At 61.3% G+C, this 17,895-nt stretch carries 17 protein-coding genes and 1 tRNA gene; 5 read left to right on the top strand and 13 right to left on the bottom strand.

Translation table 11 applies throughout. The features are described 5' to 3' along the window. Positions 1–50: 50 nt before the first annotated feature. From VNS12_RS04140 to VNS12_RS04100, 9 genes are all read right to left on the bottom strand, one after another. A complete protein-coding gene (locus tag VNS12_RS04140) occupies positions 51–1,196 on the bottom strand; it encodes a Gfo/Idh/MocA family protein (protein ID WP_325486578.1) in 1,146 nt (381 codons plus the stop codon). Positions 1,197–1,249: 53 nt separating this feature from the next. Then, on the bottom strand, positions 1,250–2,305 hold the full coding sequence (locus VNS12_RS04135; RefSeq protein ID WP_325486577.1) for a sugar phosphate isomerase/epimerase family protein: 1,056 nt from the start codon (positions 2,303–2,305) through the stop codon (positions 1,250–1,252). A gap of 277 nt (positions 2,306–2,582) precedes the next feature. Next, the gene (locus VNS12_RS04130; RefSeq protein ID WP_325486576.1) at positions 2,583–3,719 is read right to left on the bottom strand and encodes a Gfo/Idh/MocA family protein; all 1,137 of its coding nucleotides are present in this window, start codon (positions 3,717–3,719) and stop codon (positions 2,583–2,585) included. A 9-nt stretch (positions 3,720–3,728) separates the two neighbouring features. Continuing rightward, on the bottom strand, positions 3,729–4,475 hold the full coding sequence (locus VNS12_RS04125; RefSeq protein WP_325486575.1) for a sugar phosphate isomerase/epimerase family protein: 747 nt from the start codon (positions 4,473–4,475) through the stop codon (positions 3,729–3,731). 8 nt (positions 4,476–4,483) lie between these two features. After that, complete coding sequence (locus tag VNS12_RS04120; RefSeq protein ID WP_325486574.1) at positions 4,484–5,575, bottom strand: ABC transporter ATP-binding protein; 1,092 nt, start codon at positions 5,573–5,575, stop codon at positions 4,484–4,486. A gap of 5 nt (positions 5,576–5,580) precedes the next feature. Then, positions 5,581–6,522, bottom strand: a complete 942-nt coding sequence (locus VNS12_RS04115) for a carbohydrate ABC transporter permease (RefSeq protein WP_325486573.1) — start codon at positions 6,520–6,522, stop codon at positions 5,581–5,583. Further along, complete coding sequence (locus tag VNS12_RS04110) at positions 6,519–7,415, bottom strand: carbohydrate ABC transporter permease (protein ID WP_325486656.1); 897 nt, start codon at positions 7,413–7,415, stop codon at positions 6,519–6,521. The genes VNS12_RS04115 and VNS12_RS04110 overlap by 4 nt, the downstream gene beginning before the upstream one ends. Before the next feature lie 117 nt (positions 7,416–7,532). After that, on the bottom strand, positions 7,533–8,774 hold the full coding sequence (locus tag VNS12_RS04105) for an ABC transporter substrate-binding protein (protein ID WP_325486572.1): 1,242 nt from the start codon (positions 8,772–8,774) through the stop codon (positions 7,533–7,535). A 270-nt stretch (positions 8,775–9,044) separates the two neighbouring features. Then, positions 9,045–10,352 carry a DEAD/DEAH box helicase gene (locus VNS12_RS04100; protein WP_325486571.1) on the bottom strand — a complete coding sequence of 436 codons (1,308 nt, stop codon included), beginning with the start codon at positions 10,350–10,352 and terminating at the stop codon, positions 9,045–9,047. A gap of 327 nt (positions 10,353–10,679) precedes the next feature. On the opposite strand from VNS12_RS04100, the gene VNS12_RS04095 reads away from it, so the two are divergent. The 3 genes from VNS12_RS04095 to VNS12_RS04085 all read left to right on the top strand — a co-directional run bounded on the left by VNS12_RS04095 (position 10,680) and on the right by VNS12_RS04085 (position 11,804). Further along, positions 10,680–10,756 (top strand) — tRNA-Arg (locus VNS12_RS04095). Between the two features lie 202 nt (positions 10,757–10,958). Next, positions 10,959–11,240, top strand: coding sequence for a hypothetical protein (locus VNS12_RS04090; RefSeq protein ID WP_325486570.1), 282 nt, complete (start codon positions 10,959–10,961; stop codon positions 11,238–11,240). A 279-nt stretch (positions 11,241–11,519) separates the two neighbouring features. After that, positions 11,520–11,804, top strand: a complete 285-nt coding sequence (locus VNS12_RS04085) for a hypothetical protein (protein WP_325486569.1) — start codon at positions 11,520–11,522, stop codon at positions 11,802–11,804. A gap of 63 nt (positions 11,805–11,867) precedes the next feature. Here VNS12_RS04085 and VNS12_RS04080 read toward each other — a convergent pair whose 3' ends face one another. The 4 genes from VNS12_RS04080 to VNS12_RS04065 form a co-directional block, all read right to left on the bottom strand. Next, positions 11,868–13,667, bottom strand: a complete 1,800-nt coding sequence (locus tag VNS12_RS04080) for a methyl-accepting chemotaxis protein (RefSeq protein ID WP_325486568.1) — start codon at positions 13,665–13,667, stop codon at positions 11,868–11,870. A 13-nt stretch (positions 13,668–13,680) separates the two neighbouring features. Next, on the bottom strand, positions 13,681–13,974 hold the full coding sequence (locus tag VNS12_RS04075) for a VOC family protein (RefSeq protein ID WP_325486567.1): 294 nt from the start codon (positions 13,972–13,974) through the stop codon (positions 13,681–13,683). A gap of 178 nt (positions 13,975–14,152) precedes the next feature. Next, positions 14,153–15,172, bottom strand: a complete 1,020-nt coding sequence (locus VNS12_RS04070; protein WP_325486566.1) for a Bug family tripartite tricarboxylate transporter substrate binding protein — start codon at positions 15,170–15,172, stop codon at positions 14,153–14,155. Between the two features lie 30 nt (positions 15,173–15,202). Further along, positions 15,203–15,922: a cysteine hydrolase family protein gene (locus tag VNS12_RS04065; protein ID WP_325486565.1), complete on the bottom strand. Its 720-nt coding sequence runs from the start codon at positions 15,920–15,922 to the stop codon at positions 15,203–15,205. 546 nt (positions 15,923–16,468) lie between these two features. Here VNS12_RS04065 and VNS12_RS04060 point away from each other — a divergent pair. Further along, positions 16,469–16,591, top strand: coding sequence for a hypothetical protein (locus VNS12_RS04060; RefSeq protein WP_325486564.1), 123 nt, complete (start codon positions 16,469–16,471; stop codon positions 16,589–16,591). 407 nt (positions 16,592–16,998) lie between these two features. Continuing rightward, the gene (locus VNS12_RS04055; RefSeq protein ID WP_325486563.1) at positions 16,999–17,682 is read left to right on the top strand and encodes a YjbE family putative metal transport protein; all 684 of its coding nucleotides are present in this window, start codon (positions 16,999–17,001) and stop codon (positions 17,680–17,682) included. Positions 17,683–17,895: the final 213 nt, after the last annotated feature.

Raw genomic sequence — 17,895 nt, 5'->3', positions numbered from 1 at the left:
AAAGGGCAACGCGCCGTTCCCCTCCTATCCCCAAATGTCGGTGCCAGGCTTTATCCCAGCTTCGTCCAGCGGCTGTCATCCTGGCTTGATTTCACGGCGGCCATGATGAATTCCATCCCCTCCACGCCATCATCGAGCGTTGGCAGCAGCCCTTCGAACTCCGCTCCCTCGCCCCGGATGATCGCGGCAAACTGGCTGTAGAGCGTTGCAAATGCTTCGAGATACCCTTCCGGATGCCCGGCGGGGATGCGCACACCCATCGCCGCTGCCGGTGGCGTATCGATCGCGCCGCCCCGGGTGAGCAGTTGCCGCGGCTTTCCGAATTCGGAGAACCACATGTAGTTGGGGTTATCCTGTCGCCATTCGATCCCGGCCTTTTCCCCGTACACCCGCAATTGCAGCCCGTTCTCGCACCCAACCGCCACCTGTGAGGCCCACAGCATGCCCTTGGCTCCGCCCTGGAAGCGCAACATGATGTTCACGTTGTCGTCGAGTGGCCGCCCCGGCACGAACGCGTCGAGATCGGCGGCGACCGCGGCGGTCTTCAGCCCGGTGACATAGCGCGCCAGATTGTAGGCGTGGGTGCCGATATCCCCGATCGCTCCCCCCGCCCCCGATTTCGCCGGATCGGTCCGCCATGCGGCCTGTTTGTTGTCCTCCGCCGCCGGCACCGCCAGCCAGTCCTGCGGATACTCCACCTGCACCACGCGTATCTTGCCCAGCGCCCCTGATCTGACCAGTTCCCGCGCCTGCCGGATCAGCGGAAACCCGGTATAATTGTGAGTCAGCAAAAACTTCGCGCCGTTTTTGGGCTGCACCTTCTGCAAGGCATAGGCATCTTCCAGAGACGCTGTCAGCGGTTTGTCGCAGATCACATGGATGCCCGCTTCCAGAAACGCCTTGGCGGGCGCGAAATGCATGTGGTTGGGCGTCACGATGGCAACAGCCTCGATCCCGTCCTCACGCCCGGCTTCCACCCGCGCCATATCCTCAAAATCGGTATAGATGCGATCTTCGGCCAACCCGAGTTCCGCCCCCGATTGCTTTGCCACCTCCGGGCGCGAAGACAGCGCACCGGCCACCAGCTGATAGTCCCCATCGAGCCGCGACGCGATGCGGTGCACCGCACCGATAAACGCGCCGGTTCCGCCCCCCACCATGCCCAGCCGAATGGGGCGTCTGGTGTTTTTCGCCATGAAATCCTCCCTGCACTAAATCTGGACAATAGATCGCGCGTTCAGCCGATCCCCTAATCGAGCCCGAGCATGGTCCGGTTCGCGGCCCGGTCGGTGCCTCCATCGGCGAAATCGTCGAACGCCTTTTCCGTCACGCGGATGATGTGGCTGGCGATGAATTCCGCCCCTTCGCGCGCGCCGTCCTCGGGATGCTTGAGCGCGCATTCCCATTCGAGCACAGCCCAGCCCGCAAAGTCGTAGGCCGCGAGTTTGGAAAAGATCGCCGCAAAATCGACCTGCCCGTCGCCCAGCGAGCGGAAGCGCCCGGCCCTGTCGACCCAGCTCTGATAGCCGCCATAAACGCCCTGCCGCCCGGTCGGATTGAACTCCGCGTCCTTGACGTGGAACATGCGGATGCGCTCATGGTAAATATCTATGTAGTCGAGGTAATCAAGCTGCTGGAGCACGAAATGGCTCGGATCGTACAGCAGATTGGCCCGGCTGTGATTGTTCACGCGCTCCAGAAACATCTCGTAGCTGATCCCGTCATGGAGGTCCTCGCCGGGATGAATTTCATAACAGACATCCACGCCCGCCTCATCGAACTTGTCGAGAATGGGCAGCCAGCGCCGCGCCAGTTCATCGAACGCTTCCTCGATCAGGCCCGCCGGGCGCTGCGGCCAGGGATAGACGTAAGGCCAGGCCAACGCCCCCGAAAAGGTCGCGTGCTCGGTGATGCCGAGATTTTGCGAGGCCTTGGCCGCCCACAGCATTTGCTGCACGGCCCATTCCTGCCTCGCCTTTGGGTTGCCGCGCACCTGTGGCGCTGCAAAGCCATCAAACGCCGTGTCGTAGGCCGGGTGAACGGCAATCAACTGCCCTTGCAGATGCGTTGAAAGCTCGGTGATCTCGACGCCGTGCCGCGCGGCGATCCCCTTGAGTTCGTCGCAATAGTCTTTGGATTCCGCCGCCTTCTGCAAATCCATGAACCCCGACACCCAGGTGGGAATCTGCACCCCCTTATAGCCCAGCCCCCCGGCCCATTCGCAGATATTGTCCAGCGTATCGAACGGCGCTGCATCGCCAGCGAACTGCGCCAGGAAAATGGCCGGCCCCTTGAGTGTGCGCATAAAATCTCCTCCTCGATCATCCCCAAGCGGCCTGCCTCTCCTCAAGACAACCCGCCCATGAAAACGTTTACACGATACCCGTCACGCCAGACCAGTCAAGCACAGGTCGCGCGTCCCTCTACACAGAATCAGCCCCGCTGGTCCGGAACAGTGATGGCCTTTTCCGATCCCGCTTCCGACGCGCGAGGGGAAGTCGCGGCGCATGGCCCCCACCATGCACCGCGACGAAGAGACCGCTCAAATCCGTGATTGCCCCCAGCCACGGACAAGCAGCCCCTTATTTCAACAGGGCCTGCGCCTCGACGGGCCCCAATGCGTCCGGACGCTCGCAGGTGGTGGTCATCTCCACCGCCTCTCCGCGTTCGGCGGATTTCAGGATCGATGTCATCACGTCCACCGCGTGGAGCGTGGTGTCGAGCGAGCATCTTGGCCGGCGTCCGTCATCGATCGCCTGCACCATATCCGCAAGTCCGGCGGAACGGTAGTTGGCATAGGGCGGGTCGCCCGGATGCGCCCAGTTGACCACGCCCAGCGGGTGATTCCACGGCGCAACCGCCTCGCGCACGCCGTCACGCCTGGCCAGCACCAGGTCGCCGCCGAAAAAGTTCGGATCAGGCAGATAGAGCGATCCTTTGGTGCCGTAGATTTCCATATTGGCATGCTGGTGGGCTTCCACGTCCCAGGATGCGCCCAGGGTCACGAGCGCGCCGGAGTGAAATTCCAGCACGGCGTGGATGGTGGTCGGCGTCGTCACCTCCACAAACTCGCCCCGGCGCGGCTCACTGGTGATTTCCCGCCGGTCATGCGGCGTCGAAGCAAACGCCGTCACCCTACGCACCGGTCCGATCAGATTGATCAGATTGGCTACATAATACGGCCCGATATCGAGCACCGGCCCGGCCCCCGGTTTAAAGAAGAAGTCCGGGTTGGGGTGCCAGTGCTCCAGCCCATAGCTCATGACGTGGCAGGTGCCCGAGACCACCTCCCCGATCGCCCCCTCATCAACCAGCGCCCGCGCCTGCTGATGCGCTCCGCCCAGAAACGTATCCGGCGCACAGCCCACCTCGACCCCGGCGGCAGCAGCCCGACGTCGCAAATCCTCCCCTTCATCGAGGCTGAGCACCAGCGGCTTTTCCGAATAGGCGTGTTTGCCCGCCCCGATGATGTCCCGCGTCGTCCGGTAATGGGCTTCGGGAATGGTCAGGTTCACCACCACGTCGATATCGGGATTGGCCAGCAGTTCGTCGGGCGTTTGTGCCCCCACCCCGAATTCCTCTGCCCGCACCCGCGCCGCATCGGGCACGATATCGGCGATTGCCCGCATTTCGATGCCTTTGAACAGCGGGGCCAGCTTGAGATAGGCAGCGGAAATATTGCCGGCCCCTAGAATGCCGACGCCGTAAGTCTTGGTCATGTTGCCGTCCTAAAGGCTGTTCGCCGTCGCGAGGGACCGCGCGGCAAAGCGTTCGAGATCATTGGGGTTGTCGTGTTCCATGATGAAATGTTTCGCTGGCGTTTTGTCCCTGATCTCGACGAACAATTTTTTCCACGGCACCGTACCGTGCCCCAGATCGGCCCAACCGTCCTCGTCTTCTGATTCATCTTCTGGCGCTATGTCCTTGAGATGAACGGCAACAATGCGCTTTCCATAGTCCCCGATCCACCTCTCCGGATCGGCTCCTCCCCGTATCACCCAAGCCACATCGATTTCCCAATCGGCCTCCGGCGCTTCCGCCAGCATGATCTCCATGGGCACCCGCCCGCTGTCGAGGGGCCAGAATTCAAAATGGTGGTTGTGCCAGGCGAACCCGAACCCTTCGCCCTTATAAGCCTTTGCCTGTTCGCCCACCTCTTTGGCCAGCGCCACCCAGTCGGCGTCGGGCTGGCGCCAATGCTCCTCGGCAATATACGGGCAGATGATCGTTTCGATGCCCAACGCTTTGGCGATGGCCAGCGTCCCCTTGCGGTCACGCAACTGTTCGAGGCCGAAATGCCCGGTGGGCATGGTCAGCCCGTTGGCATCGAGTTGGCGCCGCAGCCCCTCGGGATCGTCATACACCCCGCCAAAGCCTTCCACGCTGGCATAGCCGAGCCGGGAGAGCATCGCCAAAACATCCGACCAGGGCGGAAAATTGCGGGCACTGTAAAGCTGAAAGGAAAATGCAGTCATCTTGCCTCCTATAGGCGCTCGCCGCTTGCGGCATCGAAAACCGAGGCGCGGGCCGGGTCGAAACCCAACCTGATTGGCGCGCCAACCCGCAGGCCCAGTTCGGTGTCGCTGCGGAAGGTGAAAGGTTGTTCGCCCAGCCGGGCCCAGGCGATGGTGTCCGAACCCATGGGCTCGACGATCTCGATCGCCGTATCGAAGACCACCGGCATTTCTTGTGCCGCGTCCCCGACCATGGCGTGTTCCGGCCGGACGCCCAGCACCACCTCCGCTGGTTGTTCGCCCCTGCTCTCAAGGGCATACCGGTCGAGGGGCAGCGGTTTTCCATCGACGATGATCGCCCCGTCCCGCAGTGTTCCCTTGATGAAATTCATCGAAGGCGAGCCAATGAACCCGGCCACAAACAGATTGACCGGGCGGTTGTAGATCTCATGGGGCGTGTCGAGCTGCTGGATGATGCCATCGCGCATGATGGCGATACGGTCGGCGAGCGTCATCGCCTCGATCTGGTCGTGGGTGACGTAGATCATCGTGTTTTCCAACCGCTGATGCAGCCGCTTGATCTCCACTCGCAGGTCCGATCGCAGCTTGGCGTCGAGGTTGGACAGCGGTTCGTCGAACAGGAACACATCCACGTCGCGCACCAGCGCCCGCCCGATGGCCACCCGCTGGCGCTGCCCCCCGGACAGATTGGCTGGCTTGCGGTCGAGCAGCGGCTCGATCTGGAGCATTTCCGAGGCGCGGGCGACGCGCTTTTCAATCTCCGCCCTGGGCAATCCCGCCACCCGCAGCCCGAAGGACAGGTTCTTTTTCACCGTCATCTGCGGGTAGAGCGCGTAGGACTGGAACACCATGCCGATGCCCCGGTTCTTGGGTTCCTCCCAGGTCACGTTCTTGCCGGAGATAAAAATCTGCCCACCGGTCACGTCGAGCAATCCGGCAATGCAATTGAGAAGCGTCGATTTTCCGCACCCGGACGGACCCAGCAGCACGAGAAATTCCCCATGGGCCACGTCGAGGTTCATTTCCTGCAACACCTTCATCGCCCCGAAGCTGAGCGAGAGGTCGCGGATCGAAACCGAGGCCGCCGCAGAACTGGTCATGTCATTCATCCCTTCACCGCTCCCGCTGCAACGCCACGGACGAACAGGCGCCCCGACACGAAATAGACGATCAACGGCACCAGCCCGGTCAGCATGGTTGCGGCCATGTTGACGTTATATTCGGGGCTGCCCTGCGCCGAATTGACGATGTTGTTGAGCTGCACGGTCATCGGGTAATTCTGCGTTCCGGCGAACACTACGCCGAACAGAAAATCGTTCCAGATGCCCGTCACCTGCAGGATCAGCGCCACCACCACGATGGGCAGACTCATCGGCAGCATCACCTCGAAAAAGATCCGCCAGAACCCGGCGCCATCCACCCGCGCCGCCTTGAACAATTCCGGCGGCAGCGCGGCGAAATAGTTGCGGAACAGCAGCGTCAGGATCGGCATCCCGAAAATGGTATGCACGAGGATCACCGCCCAGATCGTCCCGAAAATCCCCAACTCGCGGGTGATCATCACCAGCGGATAGAGGAACACCTGATAGGGAATGAACGAGCCGAAGATCAGCACGGCAAAGAATATTTCCGATCCGCGAAACCTCCAATTGACCAGCGCATAGCCGTTGACCGCGGCGACTGCCGTCGAGACGATCACCGAGGGCACCAGAATCTTCACCGAATTCCAAAATCCTGGGCTCAATCCCTGACAGGTCAATCCCGTACAGGCCGAGGTCCAGGCTTTCACCCACGCCTCGCCGTTCAGTTCGCGCGGGGGCGCAAAAATGTTGCCGAACCGGATTTCGGGCATGGTTTTGAACGAGGTCATCACCATCACGTAGAGCGGGAACAGATAATAGAGACACGCCACGAACAGGATCGAATAAAGAACGATCCGCTTGGGCGTGAAGAACGGTTTGGGGCGTGGTCCGGCTGGTCCCTGCAGGGCCGGACGACCCTTGAGCACATGCGGCGAGACAACGGTGGAAAGGGCTGGTGTGCTCATTGCCGCCCCCGCCCGCCAAATTCGAGAAACGCCCAGGGCACGACGATAATCATCACCGTCACCAGCATCATGGTCGATGCGGCCAGGCCCTGTCCGATGTTTCCGGCGGTGAACATGTAGTCATAAACGTATTTGGCCGGCACTTCCGACGAAATCCCCGGCCCGCCGCTGGTCAGCGCCACGACCAGATCGTACAGCCGCACGATGCCCGAGCCGACCAGCACCACGGCGGTGATGAACACGCCGCGCATCATTGGCAGGACGATAAACAGGTAGGTCCGCCAGGCCGGAATGCCATCGACCCGCGCTGCCTTCCAGATTTCCTCATCGACACTGCGCAGCCCGGCCAGCATCAACACCATCACGAACCCGGTTCCCTGCCACAGCCCCGCGATCAGCATGGCGTAAAGCACCATGTCGGAACGGGCGATCCAGTCGAAGGTGAACCATTCGAACCCCAGGCCCCGCATGGAGCCCTGCAAGCCCAGCGTCGGGTTCATGATCCATTGCCAGATCAGCCCGGTCACGATGAACGACAGCGCAAACGGATAGAGCATGATGGTGCGAAAAGCGCTTTCGAACCGGATTTTCTGGTCCATCAGCACCGCAAGCAGGAAGCCGATCGACAGCGTGAACACCAGCGAAAACCCGCCATACCAGACGAGGTTGCGCACCGATGTGTTCCAACGCGACGTCCCGAACAGCCGGTGATACTGATCGAACCCGACGAAACTGCCAGTCGGCAGCAGGCGGGAATTGGTGAACGAATACCAGATGGTCCATAACGTGCAGCCGATAAAGACGATCAGCACCGTGGCGATCATGGGCGTCGCGGCGATCTTGGCGGCAAGGTTACGGGTGAACAGTTGCCGGGCGATGCGCGCGAAGCCCACCTGCCGGGTCTGGCGGTCGCTGGCCGTGAGGTCGGTCAAAACTCAAACCCTCCATCGTGTGCGGACACCGGCCAGCCGGGATATGGCTGGCCGCTGCCCAATTCGACGCGAACCCGCTCAGTCGGCGGTTTCGATGATGGAGGCGTAGCGCTCGACATAGTCATCGACGGTGATGGCGTCGTTGTCGATGAACTCGATCGAAAGGTCCTGGAGTTGCTGCTGGGTGTCGCTGGACAGAGCGAAGTCACCGGATGGCAGCAAGCCGTTATCGAGCAGCACTATGGCCTTTTTCATGCAGGCATTGGCGCCGTCCAGATCGATATCGGTGCGGATCGGCATCGAGCCCTTCTTGAGGTTGAAGGCCAGTTGCGCCTCGGGCGAAATCAGCAGCCGCGCCAGTTCGGTCTGCGCTTCGATCACCGCCGGGTCAGTCCCTGCGGGCAGGATGGGGAAATAAAACGAGTCCCCGCCACCGGTCAGCTGATCGTTCATGCCCAGGCCGGGCAGGCATTCGTAATCCTCGCCGGGCACGCCGCCAGCCACCTGCAAGTCGCCCTGCAGCCAGTCGCCGTGGATATTGCCCGCCGCTTCACCGGCCAGCAACTGGTTGCCCACGTCACCGAAGGTGGGCACCATCATCTCGGGACCGACCACCGAACGCAGGGCGTCCATCGCCTCGGCCACCTTGCGGAATTCCGGCCCGCGCACCGCGTCCGCGTCCTTGTCGCGGTTGACGTCGATCACGAGGTCCGATCCGCCGATACCGGCCATCAGCACGCCGGGAACCCCGGAAATCGGCCAGCCGGTGGCCAACCCGAACGGCAGGATTCCAGCCTCCTGCAACGCGGGCCAACTGGCGACATATTCGTCCCAGTTAGTGGGCACCGGCTGGCCGATTGTGTCGTAGGCAGCGGTCGAAAGCCACAGCCAGTCCCAGGAGTGGATGTTCACCGGGAAGCAATAGATGCGCCCCTCATAGGTGCAGGGCTCCAGCAGCGACTCGTCGACGAAAAAGCTCTTGATATCCATTTCGTCGGCGATGTCGGTGAGGTCGCGCATCAGCCCGGCCTGGATCAGTTCCTCAGCGTCACGGCCCGTGTTCATCTGGGTCGCGCCCATCGGATTGCCGCCCAGAATGCGGCTGATGATGACGGGGTTTGCGCCGGTGCCCGAACCCGACAGCGCGCTGTCGACCCACTTATTGCCGGTCTCTTCCTCAAACACCCGGGCAAATTCGGCGACAGCAGCAGCCTCACCTGCCGATGTCCACCAATGGGTCACTTCAAGATCGGCGGCCATGGCGGCAGTCGAACTCATCAGGGCGACCGCAAAGGATGCGGCCACGGCAAAGTTCTTCATCTCAATCCCCTCCCAGGGTTGCTCGAAGGCGGCCTCCCTGCCCCCTTCTCCTCCGTCGGCTGCGAGGTCTCACAGCGGTCCGCAGCCCTAAATGTAATCGATTGCAAATCCTCCAAACATTGCCCTGCAATCGATTACAGCATGTCATGGTATTCTGTAATCGATGTCAAGAGCCCAATACGACCAAAGTCGCATACCGCTCACCCAGCAAAAGGCCCGCACCGTTTCCGGCGCGGGCTGTTCAATGTACAAGCACTAAAACGCTGAAGACTATGCGGCTTCCGTGGCGCGACGGGCGCGCTGCTTCTTGCGGTTGCGCTGGGTCGCGGCCTTCATCGGATCAAAGGCGCGCTCGGGCTTGCCCGGTCCGCGTCCTGCACCGGCCGGCTTGGGTCCACGCGCCCGGTTCCGGCCAGGCTTATTGGCCTTCGAGCCACGCGGTGCACGTTCGGGGCGCTCGCCGCCTGCCGTTTCGACAGTCTTGCCAGTGAGCTTTTCAATCGCCAGCAGCAGGCCGTAATCTTCGGCGCTGCACAGGGCAACAGCTTCGCCCGATGCCCCGGCCCGCGCCGTCCGCCCGATGCGGTGGACGTAGTTTTCAGCCACTTGGGGCAGGTCGTAATTGTAAACGTGGCTGACCCCGGGAATATCGATGCCCCGCGCCGCCACGTCCGTGGCCACCAGCACGCGGATGTCCCCGTTGCGGAAGGCTTTCAGTGTGCGGTCGCGCTGGCCCTGGCTCTTGTTGCCGTGGATCGACCCGGTTTCAAAACCGGCTGCCTGCAAGGTCTTGCTCAGCTTTTCCGCACCATGCTTGGTGCGCGAAAACACCAGCGAAAGGGCTTCCTCTTCGCGGCCCAGCAAGTCCTTGAGCGTCGCCAGCTTGTTGCCGCCGTCGACGAAATGCACCGACTGGGCGATCTTGTCGGCGGTGCGGCCCGGAGGGGACACTTCCACCCGCACGGGGTCCGTCAGATAAGCGGCGGCAATCTCATTCATCTGCTTGGGCATGGTTGCCGAAAACAGCATGGTCTGGCGCGGCTGGCCCACGAGGCGCGAAATATCGCGCAGCACATGGATAAAGCCCAGATCGAGCATCTGGTCGGCTTCGTCGAGCACGAGGTGCTTTGCCGAATCCAGCCGGATGGCCTGGCGCTTGACGAGATCGAGCAGTCGGCCCGGCGTCGCCACCACGATATCGGTGCCGAACGACAGCGCCTTGATCTGCGCACCGATCGACATGCCGCCGACCACGGAGTTCACCTTGATCGGGCCGCCCTTGGCCAGCGCCCGCAGATTGAGGGCAATCTGGTTCACCAGTTCGCGGGTCGGTGCGAGGATCAAAGCCTTGCAGGTTTTCGGTACGGGCTTGCCCGGCTGGGCCGCAAGATGCTGGATCAGCGGCAGGCCGAACGCAGCGGTCTTGCCTGTTCCGGTCTGGGCAAGGCCCATCACGTCGCGGCCTTCGAGGGCCAGCGGGATCGCCTTGGCCTGGATCGGCGTCGGCGCGGTATAGCCAAGATTGGAGAGCGTCTTGAGAAGATGGGTATTGAGGCCAAGGGCCTGAAAATCGGTCAAATGGTATCCTTTGCGGCCCGCCGTCTCGCGGCGTCCGGCATGAAAGAAGACATCTCGCGCTGCCCGAATGCGGGAGCGCGCATGCCAAAGCGGTTGCAAGGCCAGCCAAACGTCGGGAACCACATTGTCCCTGGCGCGTCGGCCCCGTCAGCACCCCGCGTGATGTGGGAACTATTTGGAAATTTCATGCCGGACTTGAGCCACCCAAATGGCGGCAAGGCTGCTCACGCGGCAGCGCACGGCATGGCGCTCATATCGACCTGTGGCCGGGTAAAGTCAACCCTTTAGCGCTGACAAACCGTTTCATTTGCGCTAGAGGGGCCCCACGGCCCCGTAGCTCAGCTGGACAGAGCAGTAGCCTTCTAAGCTATTGGTCGCAGGTTCGAATCCTGCCGGGGTCGCCAACGATCAGCGTTTTCAATGCCGTAAGCTCTGCTAGAGGTCAAAATCGCGGATCGACTCGATCGTTTCCAGACTTCATTCGGGATCAGCTCCATGGTTGCCGCAGCCCCAATCCAATCGATACCCTGCGCATGGCTTCAGCCTCTCCCCGCCGGGTTCCGCATTCCCCTTTGGCGCTGGCTGCTGTTGCCGGCGGTGACCTGGATGATCAAGCGCAGCAACGGCACGTGGGTCTCGGGCAATCTCGATCTTTCGTCCGATGACCTGAGTTTTTCGCAAGTAAAAGCCGGTCGCAAGCGCGAACCCGCAATCGCCTTTTCGTTTCCCTTGCGCGACATTCTGAGCATTGAATTGACCCCCGCCTTTGCGTCGGAGCGCCTGAACATTCACACCGCCACCCGGTCGGCAACATTCCTCGTGGTCAAATCATCGGATTTTATTGCTGACCTCCGGCAACGTACCAGCACACTCTCCGAAAACAACTGATCCCCAAGGAAATGCGGCAATCAGCACCTTGAATAACCGCACCAGAGCGCCCATATCTGCTGTGCTGCTTCAATAAAAATCCGTTTCATTGCCGGGATGAACTGCGCAGAGAGCACCGCAATGCTCCTGCCCTTAGTTTTTTCGCAGCCAATACATCCAGGCCTGCGCCGGGCAGCGCAGATTTTCTTATTTCATCGGTGACAGCCGAGCGCGAACGGCTACAGGGAAATGCCTGTGCGTGTCCGCGCCCGTTACCCGACCGCAAAGGATTTTGATACCATGAACCACATCGATTATTCCGCTCCCGCCGAACTTTTCCCGGGCCGGGGTGGCCTCGCTCCGCGTCGCGTGCGCTATCAGCGTTTCGAGTCAGCCGCCGAAGCCGTTCGCTTCGCCATCGAGGATATGCCGCCGATCGCCCTGCGCGGCGCTTATCTGGAAGTCAACGAACGGCGCTACAACGGCGCGCAAATTGTCGATCTCTACAACGCCGAGACCTATCCGCTTGATCGGGCACCGGCCGATGAGGACGCTGAACCTGCCGCGAGCGCCTCAGCCAACTAGGCCTGCGCCACTGCACATATCCCCATCTGGGGGAGCGCCCGCAGGGGCTGCTCCCCGAGGGATTTACATATCCCAATCCTTATCCACAGCCGCAACCGCAGCACCGTGATTAAGATAGTTTGCTGCCGCCCGGCGAATGCTGTTTTGCAACTGGCGAGCATCGCCCACCTCGATGGTCCGGTCGGTTGAGGCGTCCGCCTTTTGGGCATCAAGCCGGAAGATTTCGACAATATTGTCCAGTGCACCGGCCTGTTCCTCCGTCCGGGCGATGGTGGCATTGATCTGTTCGACGAGGGCGGCGTTCTGGTGAGTCATTTCATCCATCTGCCGTACAGCGATGTTGACCTCATCGATGGCCGAAGCCTGTTCACCACTGTCCCGGGCAATCATCTCCATCTGTCGCGTATTGGTGCGTGCCGCTTCGAGCATTCCCCTGAGCTTTTCGGCAGCTTCGATCACCAGCTTCATGCCGCCATCAACTTCGACGGCGCTTTGCTCGATCAATCCCTTGATCTCCGATGACGCATCCGCTGCGCTCTGGGCCAGCCTCCTGACTTCGATTGCGACGACGGCGAACCCCTTGCCGGCCTCCCCGGCTCGCGCCGCTTCCACCGAAGCGTTGAGCGCCAGCAGGTTTGTCTGAAATGCGATATCGTCGATCATCTTGATGATCTCCGAAACGCGCCTAGAGGCCGACGAAATCCGCTCCATGGCGCTGTTGGCAGCGTCCATCACCTGCCCGCCGTCCTCGGCCGAGCGGGTCACCGATGCAGCGGTCCGGCTCGCTTCCTCGGCCCGCCTTGCGTTGTCCATTACGGTTACTGCCAACTGCTCCATCGCCGCCGAGGTTTCCTCGATGGTCGCCGCCTGTCGCGTCGTGCGCTCGGACAAATCATTGGAACCCGACAGGATTTCCCCCGTCGAATGTTTGAGGGTTCCCGAGGCTCCTCGCAGCTCCACCACAATCTCGCAGAGCTTTTCCGCCACGGCGTTGGTGTCGGTCTTGAGGCGCGCAAACGCCCCCTGATAGTCTCCCGAAACACGGGGCGTCAGGTCGGTATTGGCAAGGGCACCAAGCACCTCGCCAGTTTCGCGGAGCCCGTCATCAATGGTCCCGATCAGCTGGTTGACTGATTGGGCAAGCTCGGTGAGCTCCTCCCCCGCGTCGCCCAATGTCATGGCCTTGGAAAAATCACCTTCGAGCGCGGCTTCGATCACCGTGCGGAAATCATCCTGAAACGCCGACAGGCGTTCGCTGCGTTCCCGGTTTTCTGCCGAAGTCTGTTCAAGCGCCAGTGCCTGCCTGCGAGCCTCACCGGCTTCATGATCGGCCTCGCGGGACCGGTCCTGGGCAAAAGACAGCAGACTTTGCGTATTGCGGGTCAGCCAGATCAGCGCGACAGCTTCCGCCACGAGAATGATGGCATGCAGCACAACCCGCTCAAGCCCGCCACCGCCGTAGAAGACCAGATCGCTCCACAGCATCCCCGCGCCCAGATGGTGCACCGCCACAAGTGCGGTTCCGAGCAAAATCGCACGGACGTCATACAAAAGACCGCACATGGCGAGGGCTGCAAAAAACGCCATATGCATATCGATCTGATAAGGGCTGCCCCGCATCACCACGAGCAGCGCCATCACTTCGGCCATCAGCACGGAAACTGCTAGAAAACGGAATGCCAGCCCGCCGCGATAGAAGAAATATCCAACGGCAAGGGCACCGCAAGAGAGCAGCGCAAGGCCGGTTGAAGCGCCGGGGACACCAAACCGTACCCAGTCGGTCACGGCCACCCAAACGGCAATCAGCAACGCTGTGCCCGCAAGCGCGATCGCGCCTTTCGTGCGCAATTGGTCAAGCGTCATCTGATCCCGTCCTTCATCCAAAATTGTCGGGTGGCGCGCAAAGCGCCGATGCAACCACGCTGAACCAGGCTCCCTCTTCCCGGACGCGCATGTAAAAATCAGGATCGGCGACATATGCAATGACTGCGTTCGACCAGCGGCCGGGGCCCGCGATCCGGCCTCCTGCCCGAAGCACCGCCGCATTGGCCTCTGCTTCACTGACCCACGGTGCGAACACCAACCCCACCTCGCCGGTGGTATTTTGCGGATGGACAATGACGAAGGTCGCCACAAATGCGATCATCGTGAATACAAGAGACGGAACCATCGCCGCCGTCCCCCCTGATCGACTATCTCGTGGCCTCATCGCGACACCTCGAAGCATACAGTCTGATCCGTATCCAATTATTCGTTGAATAGATTACCGAAAGCTCGTTAACAATTATAATCAAAAAGCGGCGTCCGTCTCCGAACACCGCCTTGCTCCAATTCAGTCTCGCCTTGAGCTACCTGGCCGAAATATAGCTCCTGGCCAGATCCACCACATCGTCACCGGCGCTCATCTGGCGATCAATGATGGCTTGAAGCGCTTCGCCCGTGGCTGGATCGAGTTCCATGTTGCGCTCTGCCGCCACCCGGATGAACTCGGGGTCATTGACCATCGCATCGAAAGCCCGTTGCAGGATTTCGATGCGCTCCCGAGGTACGTTGGGCGGGGCGAACAGTGAGCGCCCCACATCCGAAGCGTCGGCGACCAGTTGGAGCATGGTTTTTTCCAGTTCGCTCTCGCCCAACTGTCCGACAGCCGGCACGTCCGGATAGTCGGGGTGAGGCTGGTTGGCGAGTTGCCACAGGAAATTGATCTTGCCCTCGTTGAGCCAGTCCTGCCGTCCGGCGCGCAGGATCGGCAGGCCGATCATCATGGCATCCGCTTCGCCCTGCTCCAGCGCAAGTTCCAGTCCGGACGTATAGCCCTGGATCACCTGAAACTGCGTACCCGCGATATCGTTGAGCATTGCGGGCACAAAGCTCGACGCCGACCCGGCGCCGGTCGAGGCAAAGGTCACCGGCACCTGCTGCGCGTCGGCAAACGATTGTGCCTCGGCCTCATGCCAGCTCACGCCAAATTCGTAGTTGGAGGTGAACCGGCCAATCGCCTGGAACTTGGCGGCATCGAGTTGCACTTCACCGATCAGGCTATCCACCGCGATCGATTGCACCATGACCCCGATGGCCGTCCCGTCCTGTGGCGCGATGGCGTAGAGATACTGGGCCGCGGTCCTCCCTCCCGCGCCCGGCATGTTTTCGACAATCACGTCCGGTTTGCCTGGAATATAATTGGGCAAAAATTCCGATGCGATGCGACCATAGAGATCGTATCCGCCACCCGGCGCGAACCCCACAAGGATCCTGATCGTTTTGCCTGCGTAGAAATCGTCCTGTGCCATCGCTGCACCGCCGGTCAGGCAGACAGCCAGCATCACGGCTGGTGCGATCCGTCGCGCCAGCGTACCCAAACCCTTCATAAGGTCTCCTCCTCAGGTCCTCGGGGGTATTCAGCCTTCCGGCAGATCGAACAGTCCGGATGGCAATGCTGTCATGAGGCCAATGGCCTCCTCATGGCCGACGACATCCGCATATTTGGCGTTCATGTCGAACAGGCTCATCGTGTGGGATGCCTGATAGCGGTCAAAGCAACCGTCTTCGACCACGGTAACCCGATAATTGAGGCTGAAGGCGTCCACGGCGGTCGCCCGTACGCAGCCGCTGGTCGTGCAACCGGTCAGGATCAGGGAATCAACACCCAACTGCGTCAGGAACGACGGCAGCGCGGTTCCGGAAAAGCCGCTCGGCTTGAGCTTTTCGATAACGATGTCGCTTGGCTCGGGCGCCACCTGCGGCATGATCTGGTGCGGATCGATCGTGCTGGCGGCATCTTCGGCGATGCGCTGGTCTTTCCAGCCCCAGGCCCCTCCGTCGAACCCGTCTTTGCGCTTCCGTCCCGACTTTGTATAGATCACCGGCAGCCCCTTGGCGCGGGCAGCTTCAATTGTTTTCGCGATACGGGGCAGAGCCGCCCAGGCCTCATGCCCACAGCTGAGCCGCCACTTCTTCACCGAGTCGACAATCGGCTCGTCGGTGTCGCCACAAAAGGCGTAGCTCACGTCAATGACCATCAGGGCCGGCTTGCGCCCCAAGCCCGCCCGCGCGCCCTGCCCTGACAGCGCAAACACCCGCCGATCCTGCTCGGTCAGCAATGCGTCAAACCCGGTCATTTCCCCTCCCCTGCTTGATGCCAGGCAATCTAGCTCTACGGCCGGAAAGGTCAACACTGAATTTTCTCATAATACAGGATTGAAAAAAATAATGCCTGATAGCTCTACCCATCGATCCAACTGGCTATCCTGACTTTTTCAATTGATTTCCACATAAATTCTGATGGGACTGAATTCCATAAAACAGGACTATTGAAAATATGCGCTGACCTTTCCGCGAGCTTTGAGGGGTAATTCAGCCTTTCGACCTCAACCTTACCCAGAGCGCGACAAACGATGACCTGGAGCCCGGACCCGATTCAATCAGATGCCCTAAGACCAAGGTCCCATGACCGGCACGCCCGATCCGGCCTTAACACCTTGATTTTTAAAAATTTTGTCCCATGTTGGGTGCGAGCGGCTGGCCGCTCTTCCTTTTCAACAGTGTTAGTGTCGATTTCCCGGAAAACCGGGTGATCCAGGAGGATAATCATGTCTGCCCGTAGGGTCTGTCAGTCATGCGCTGGCCCCCGGCCTTCTGCCGCGGTCCGTTGCCCATGGTGTCTGATGAGCTACACCGTTTCGGCGCGGGTTCCCGAGCATATCTTTGCCACCTACGAGGGCGAACAGGGCCGTCCTGCTCCGGCGCAGTCCTATACGACCGAGCGGCCGCCCCGGCCGCTGACCTGATCCTCCTGCCGCTCCTGGGAGCGGCTCACCGAATGTAGCGCCAGCCGGAAACGACGGCGCTACAGGGGCTTGAGCGCTGCGACCTCTGGCGCTCGCCCCACCTTTTCCGCCCCTGCGACCAAACGCACATTGATCTGGGCGGGTCATCGTCCATTTTGGCCGGCGCAACGCGGTTGCCCCACTATCAGCGTTGCAGAGGCTTGGGCTCCCTCCCCTCCTTGCCCAAGCCTCATCCTCTTTCGGCCCGCCTCCCTGTTGCCCCCGATACGCTCCCTAATTCCCCCTGTTTTCCTGCCTTATTGCGCCCCTTCTTGGCGATTGCGCGCCAAAGGCGGCTTGCGCACGGTCGCAATGGGCATATAGACGACACCCGTTAATCCCCTTTCTCAACCATCGGGCGAGTCGTCATGTTCGGGTTCGATCCCAGTTTTTTCAGTTCTCTTGCCCAGGTCATCGTCATCGATCTGGTTCTTGCGGGCGATAATGCCGTTGTCATCGGGCTGGCCGCCGCCGGCCTTGCGCCGGAGCTGCGCAAGCGCGCCATCCTGATCGGTATCGCGGCAGCCACCGTTTTGCGCATTGTCTTTGCGCTGATCACCACCGAACTGCTCGCGCTGGGCGGCGGGCTGCTCATTGGCGGCGGCCTGCTGCTTTTGTGGGTGTGCTGGAAGATGTACCGCGAATTGTCGGTGCCGCACGAGCTCGAAGCCGAAGCCACCGAGGCGCTCGCCGATGCCGATCACAACGCCGATGGCACCGTAGCGGGCAAGGCGCCGCGCAAGAGCCTGCGTCAGGCCGCGATCCAGATCATCATCGCCGACGTGTCGATGTCGCTCGATAACGTGCTCGCTGTCGCGGGTGCGGCCCAGCACCACATCGAAGCGCTGATCTTCGGACTTGTGCTCTCTGTCGTCCTGATGGGCGTCGCCGCAACCTTTATCGCCCGCCTGCTGCATCGCTTCCGCTGGATCGCCTGGGTCGGCCTTGTGCTCATCCTCTATGTCGCCATCCGCATGCTTCTCGATGGAGCCGGCGCGTTCATCGACATTCCGCAGATTCCGCTGCTCTATACGCCCCACGTGGCTGGCTGATCTGCCTGACTGCGGCACGGCAGGCCCCAGGGCCGCCGTGCCAACGCCCTATCTGCGGTCATCCAGCGGTTTTGTGTAAAATCGTTGCGGAACCTAAGGGCTTGTGCGGGGTTTAGCAGGGCCAAGCAAGATGCCCCCATCTTGTGCGGCAGGCGTCGGGCCGGACCTTCGTGGTCTGGTTCGGCGCCACCTCCCTCCCGCGCGCGTCTTCCC

This window comes from Pelagibacterium sp., assembly GCF_035555455.1.
Classification (GTDB): Bacteria; Pseudomonadota; Alphaproteobacteria; order Rhizobiales; family Devosiaceae; genus Pelagibacterium.
This window is presented reverse-complemented; position numbering and strand designations above follow the sequence as displayed.

Coding starts and splice junctions, on each gene's coding strand:
- VNS12_RS04140 (WP_325486578.1), bottom strand. CDS start 1,196: ATGGCGAAAAACACCAGACGCCCCATTCGGCTGGGCATGGTGGGGGGC.
- VNS12_RS04135 (WP_325486577.1), bottom strand. CDS start 2,305: ATGCGCACACTCAAGGGGCCGGCCATTTTCCTGGCGCAGTTCGCTGGC.
- VNS12_RS04130 (WP_325486576.1), bottom strand. CDS start 3,719: ATGACCAAGACTTACGGCGTCGGCATTCTAGGGGCCGGCAATATTTCC.
- VNS12_RS04125 (WP_325486575.1), bottom strand. CDS start 4,475: ATGACTGCATTTTCCTTTCAGCTTTACAGTGCCCGCAATTTTCCGCCC.
- VNS12_RS04120 (WP_325486574.1), bottom strand. CDS start 5,575: ATGACCAGTTCTGCGGCGGCCTCGGTTTCGATCCGCGACCTCTCGCTC.
- VNS12_RS04115 (WP_325486573.1), bottom strand. CDS start 6,522: ATGAGCACACCAGCCCTTTCCACCGTTGTCTCGCCGCATGTGCTCAAG.
- VNS12_RS04105 (WP_325486572.1), bottom strand. CDS start 8,774: ATGAAGAACTTTGCCGTGGCCGCATCCTTTGCGGTCGCCCTGATGAGT.
- VNS12_RS04090 (WP_325486570.1), top strand. CDS start 10,959: ATGATCAAGCGCAGCAACGGCACGTGGGTCTCGGGCAATCTCGATCTT.
- VNS12_RS04085 (WP_325486569.1), top strand. CDS start 11,520: ATGAACCACATCGATTATTCCGCTCCCGCCGAACTTTTCCCGGGCCGG.
- VNS12_RS04080 (WP_325486568.1), bottom strand. CDS start 13,667: ATGACGCTTGACCAATTGCGCACGAAAGGCGCGATCGCGCTTGCGGGC.
- VNS12_RS04075 (WP_325486567.1), bottom strand. CDS start 13,974: ATGGTTCCGTCTCTTGTATTCACGATGATCGCATTTGTGGCGACCTTC.
- VNS12_RS04070 (WP_325486566.1), bottom strand. CDS start 15,172: ATGAAGGGTTTGGGTACGCTGGCGCGACGGATCGCACCAGCCGTGATG.
- VNS12_RS04065 (WP_325486565.1), bottom strand. CDS start 15,922: ATGACCGGGTTTGACGCATTGCTGACCGAGCAGGATCGGCGGGTGTTT.
- VNS12_RS04060 (WP_325486564.1), top strand. CDS start 16,469: ATGAGCTACACCGTTTCGGCGCGGGTTCCCGAGCATATCTTTGCCACC.
- VNS12_RS04055 (WP_325486563.1), top strand. CDS start 16,999: ATGTTCGGGTTCGATCCCAGTTTTTTCAGTTCTCTTGCCCAGGTCATC.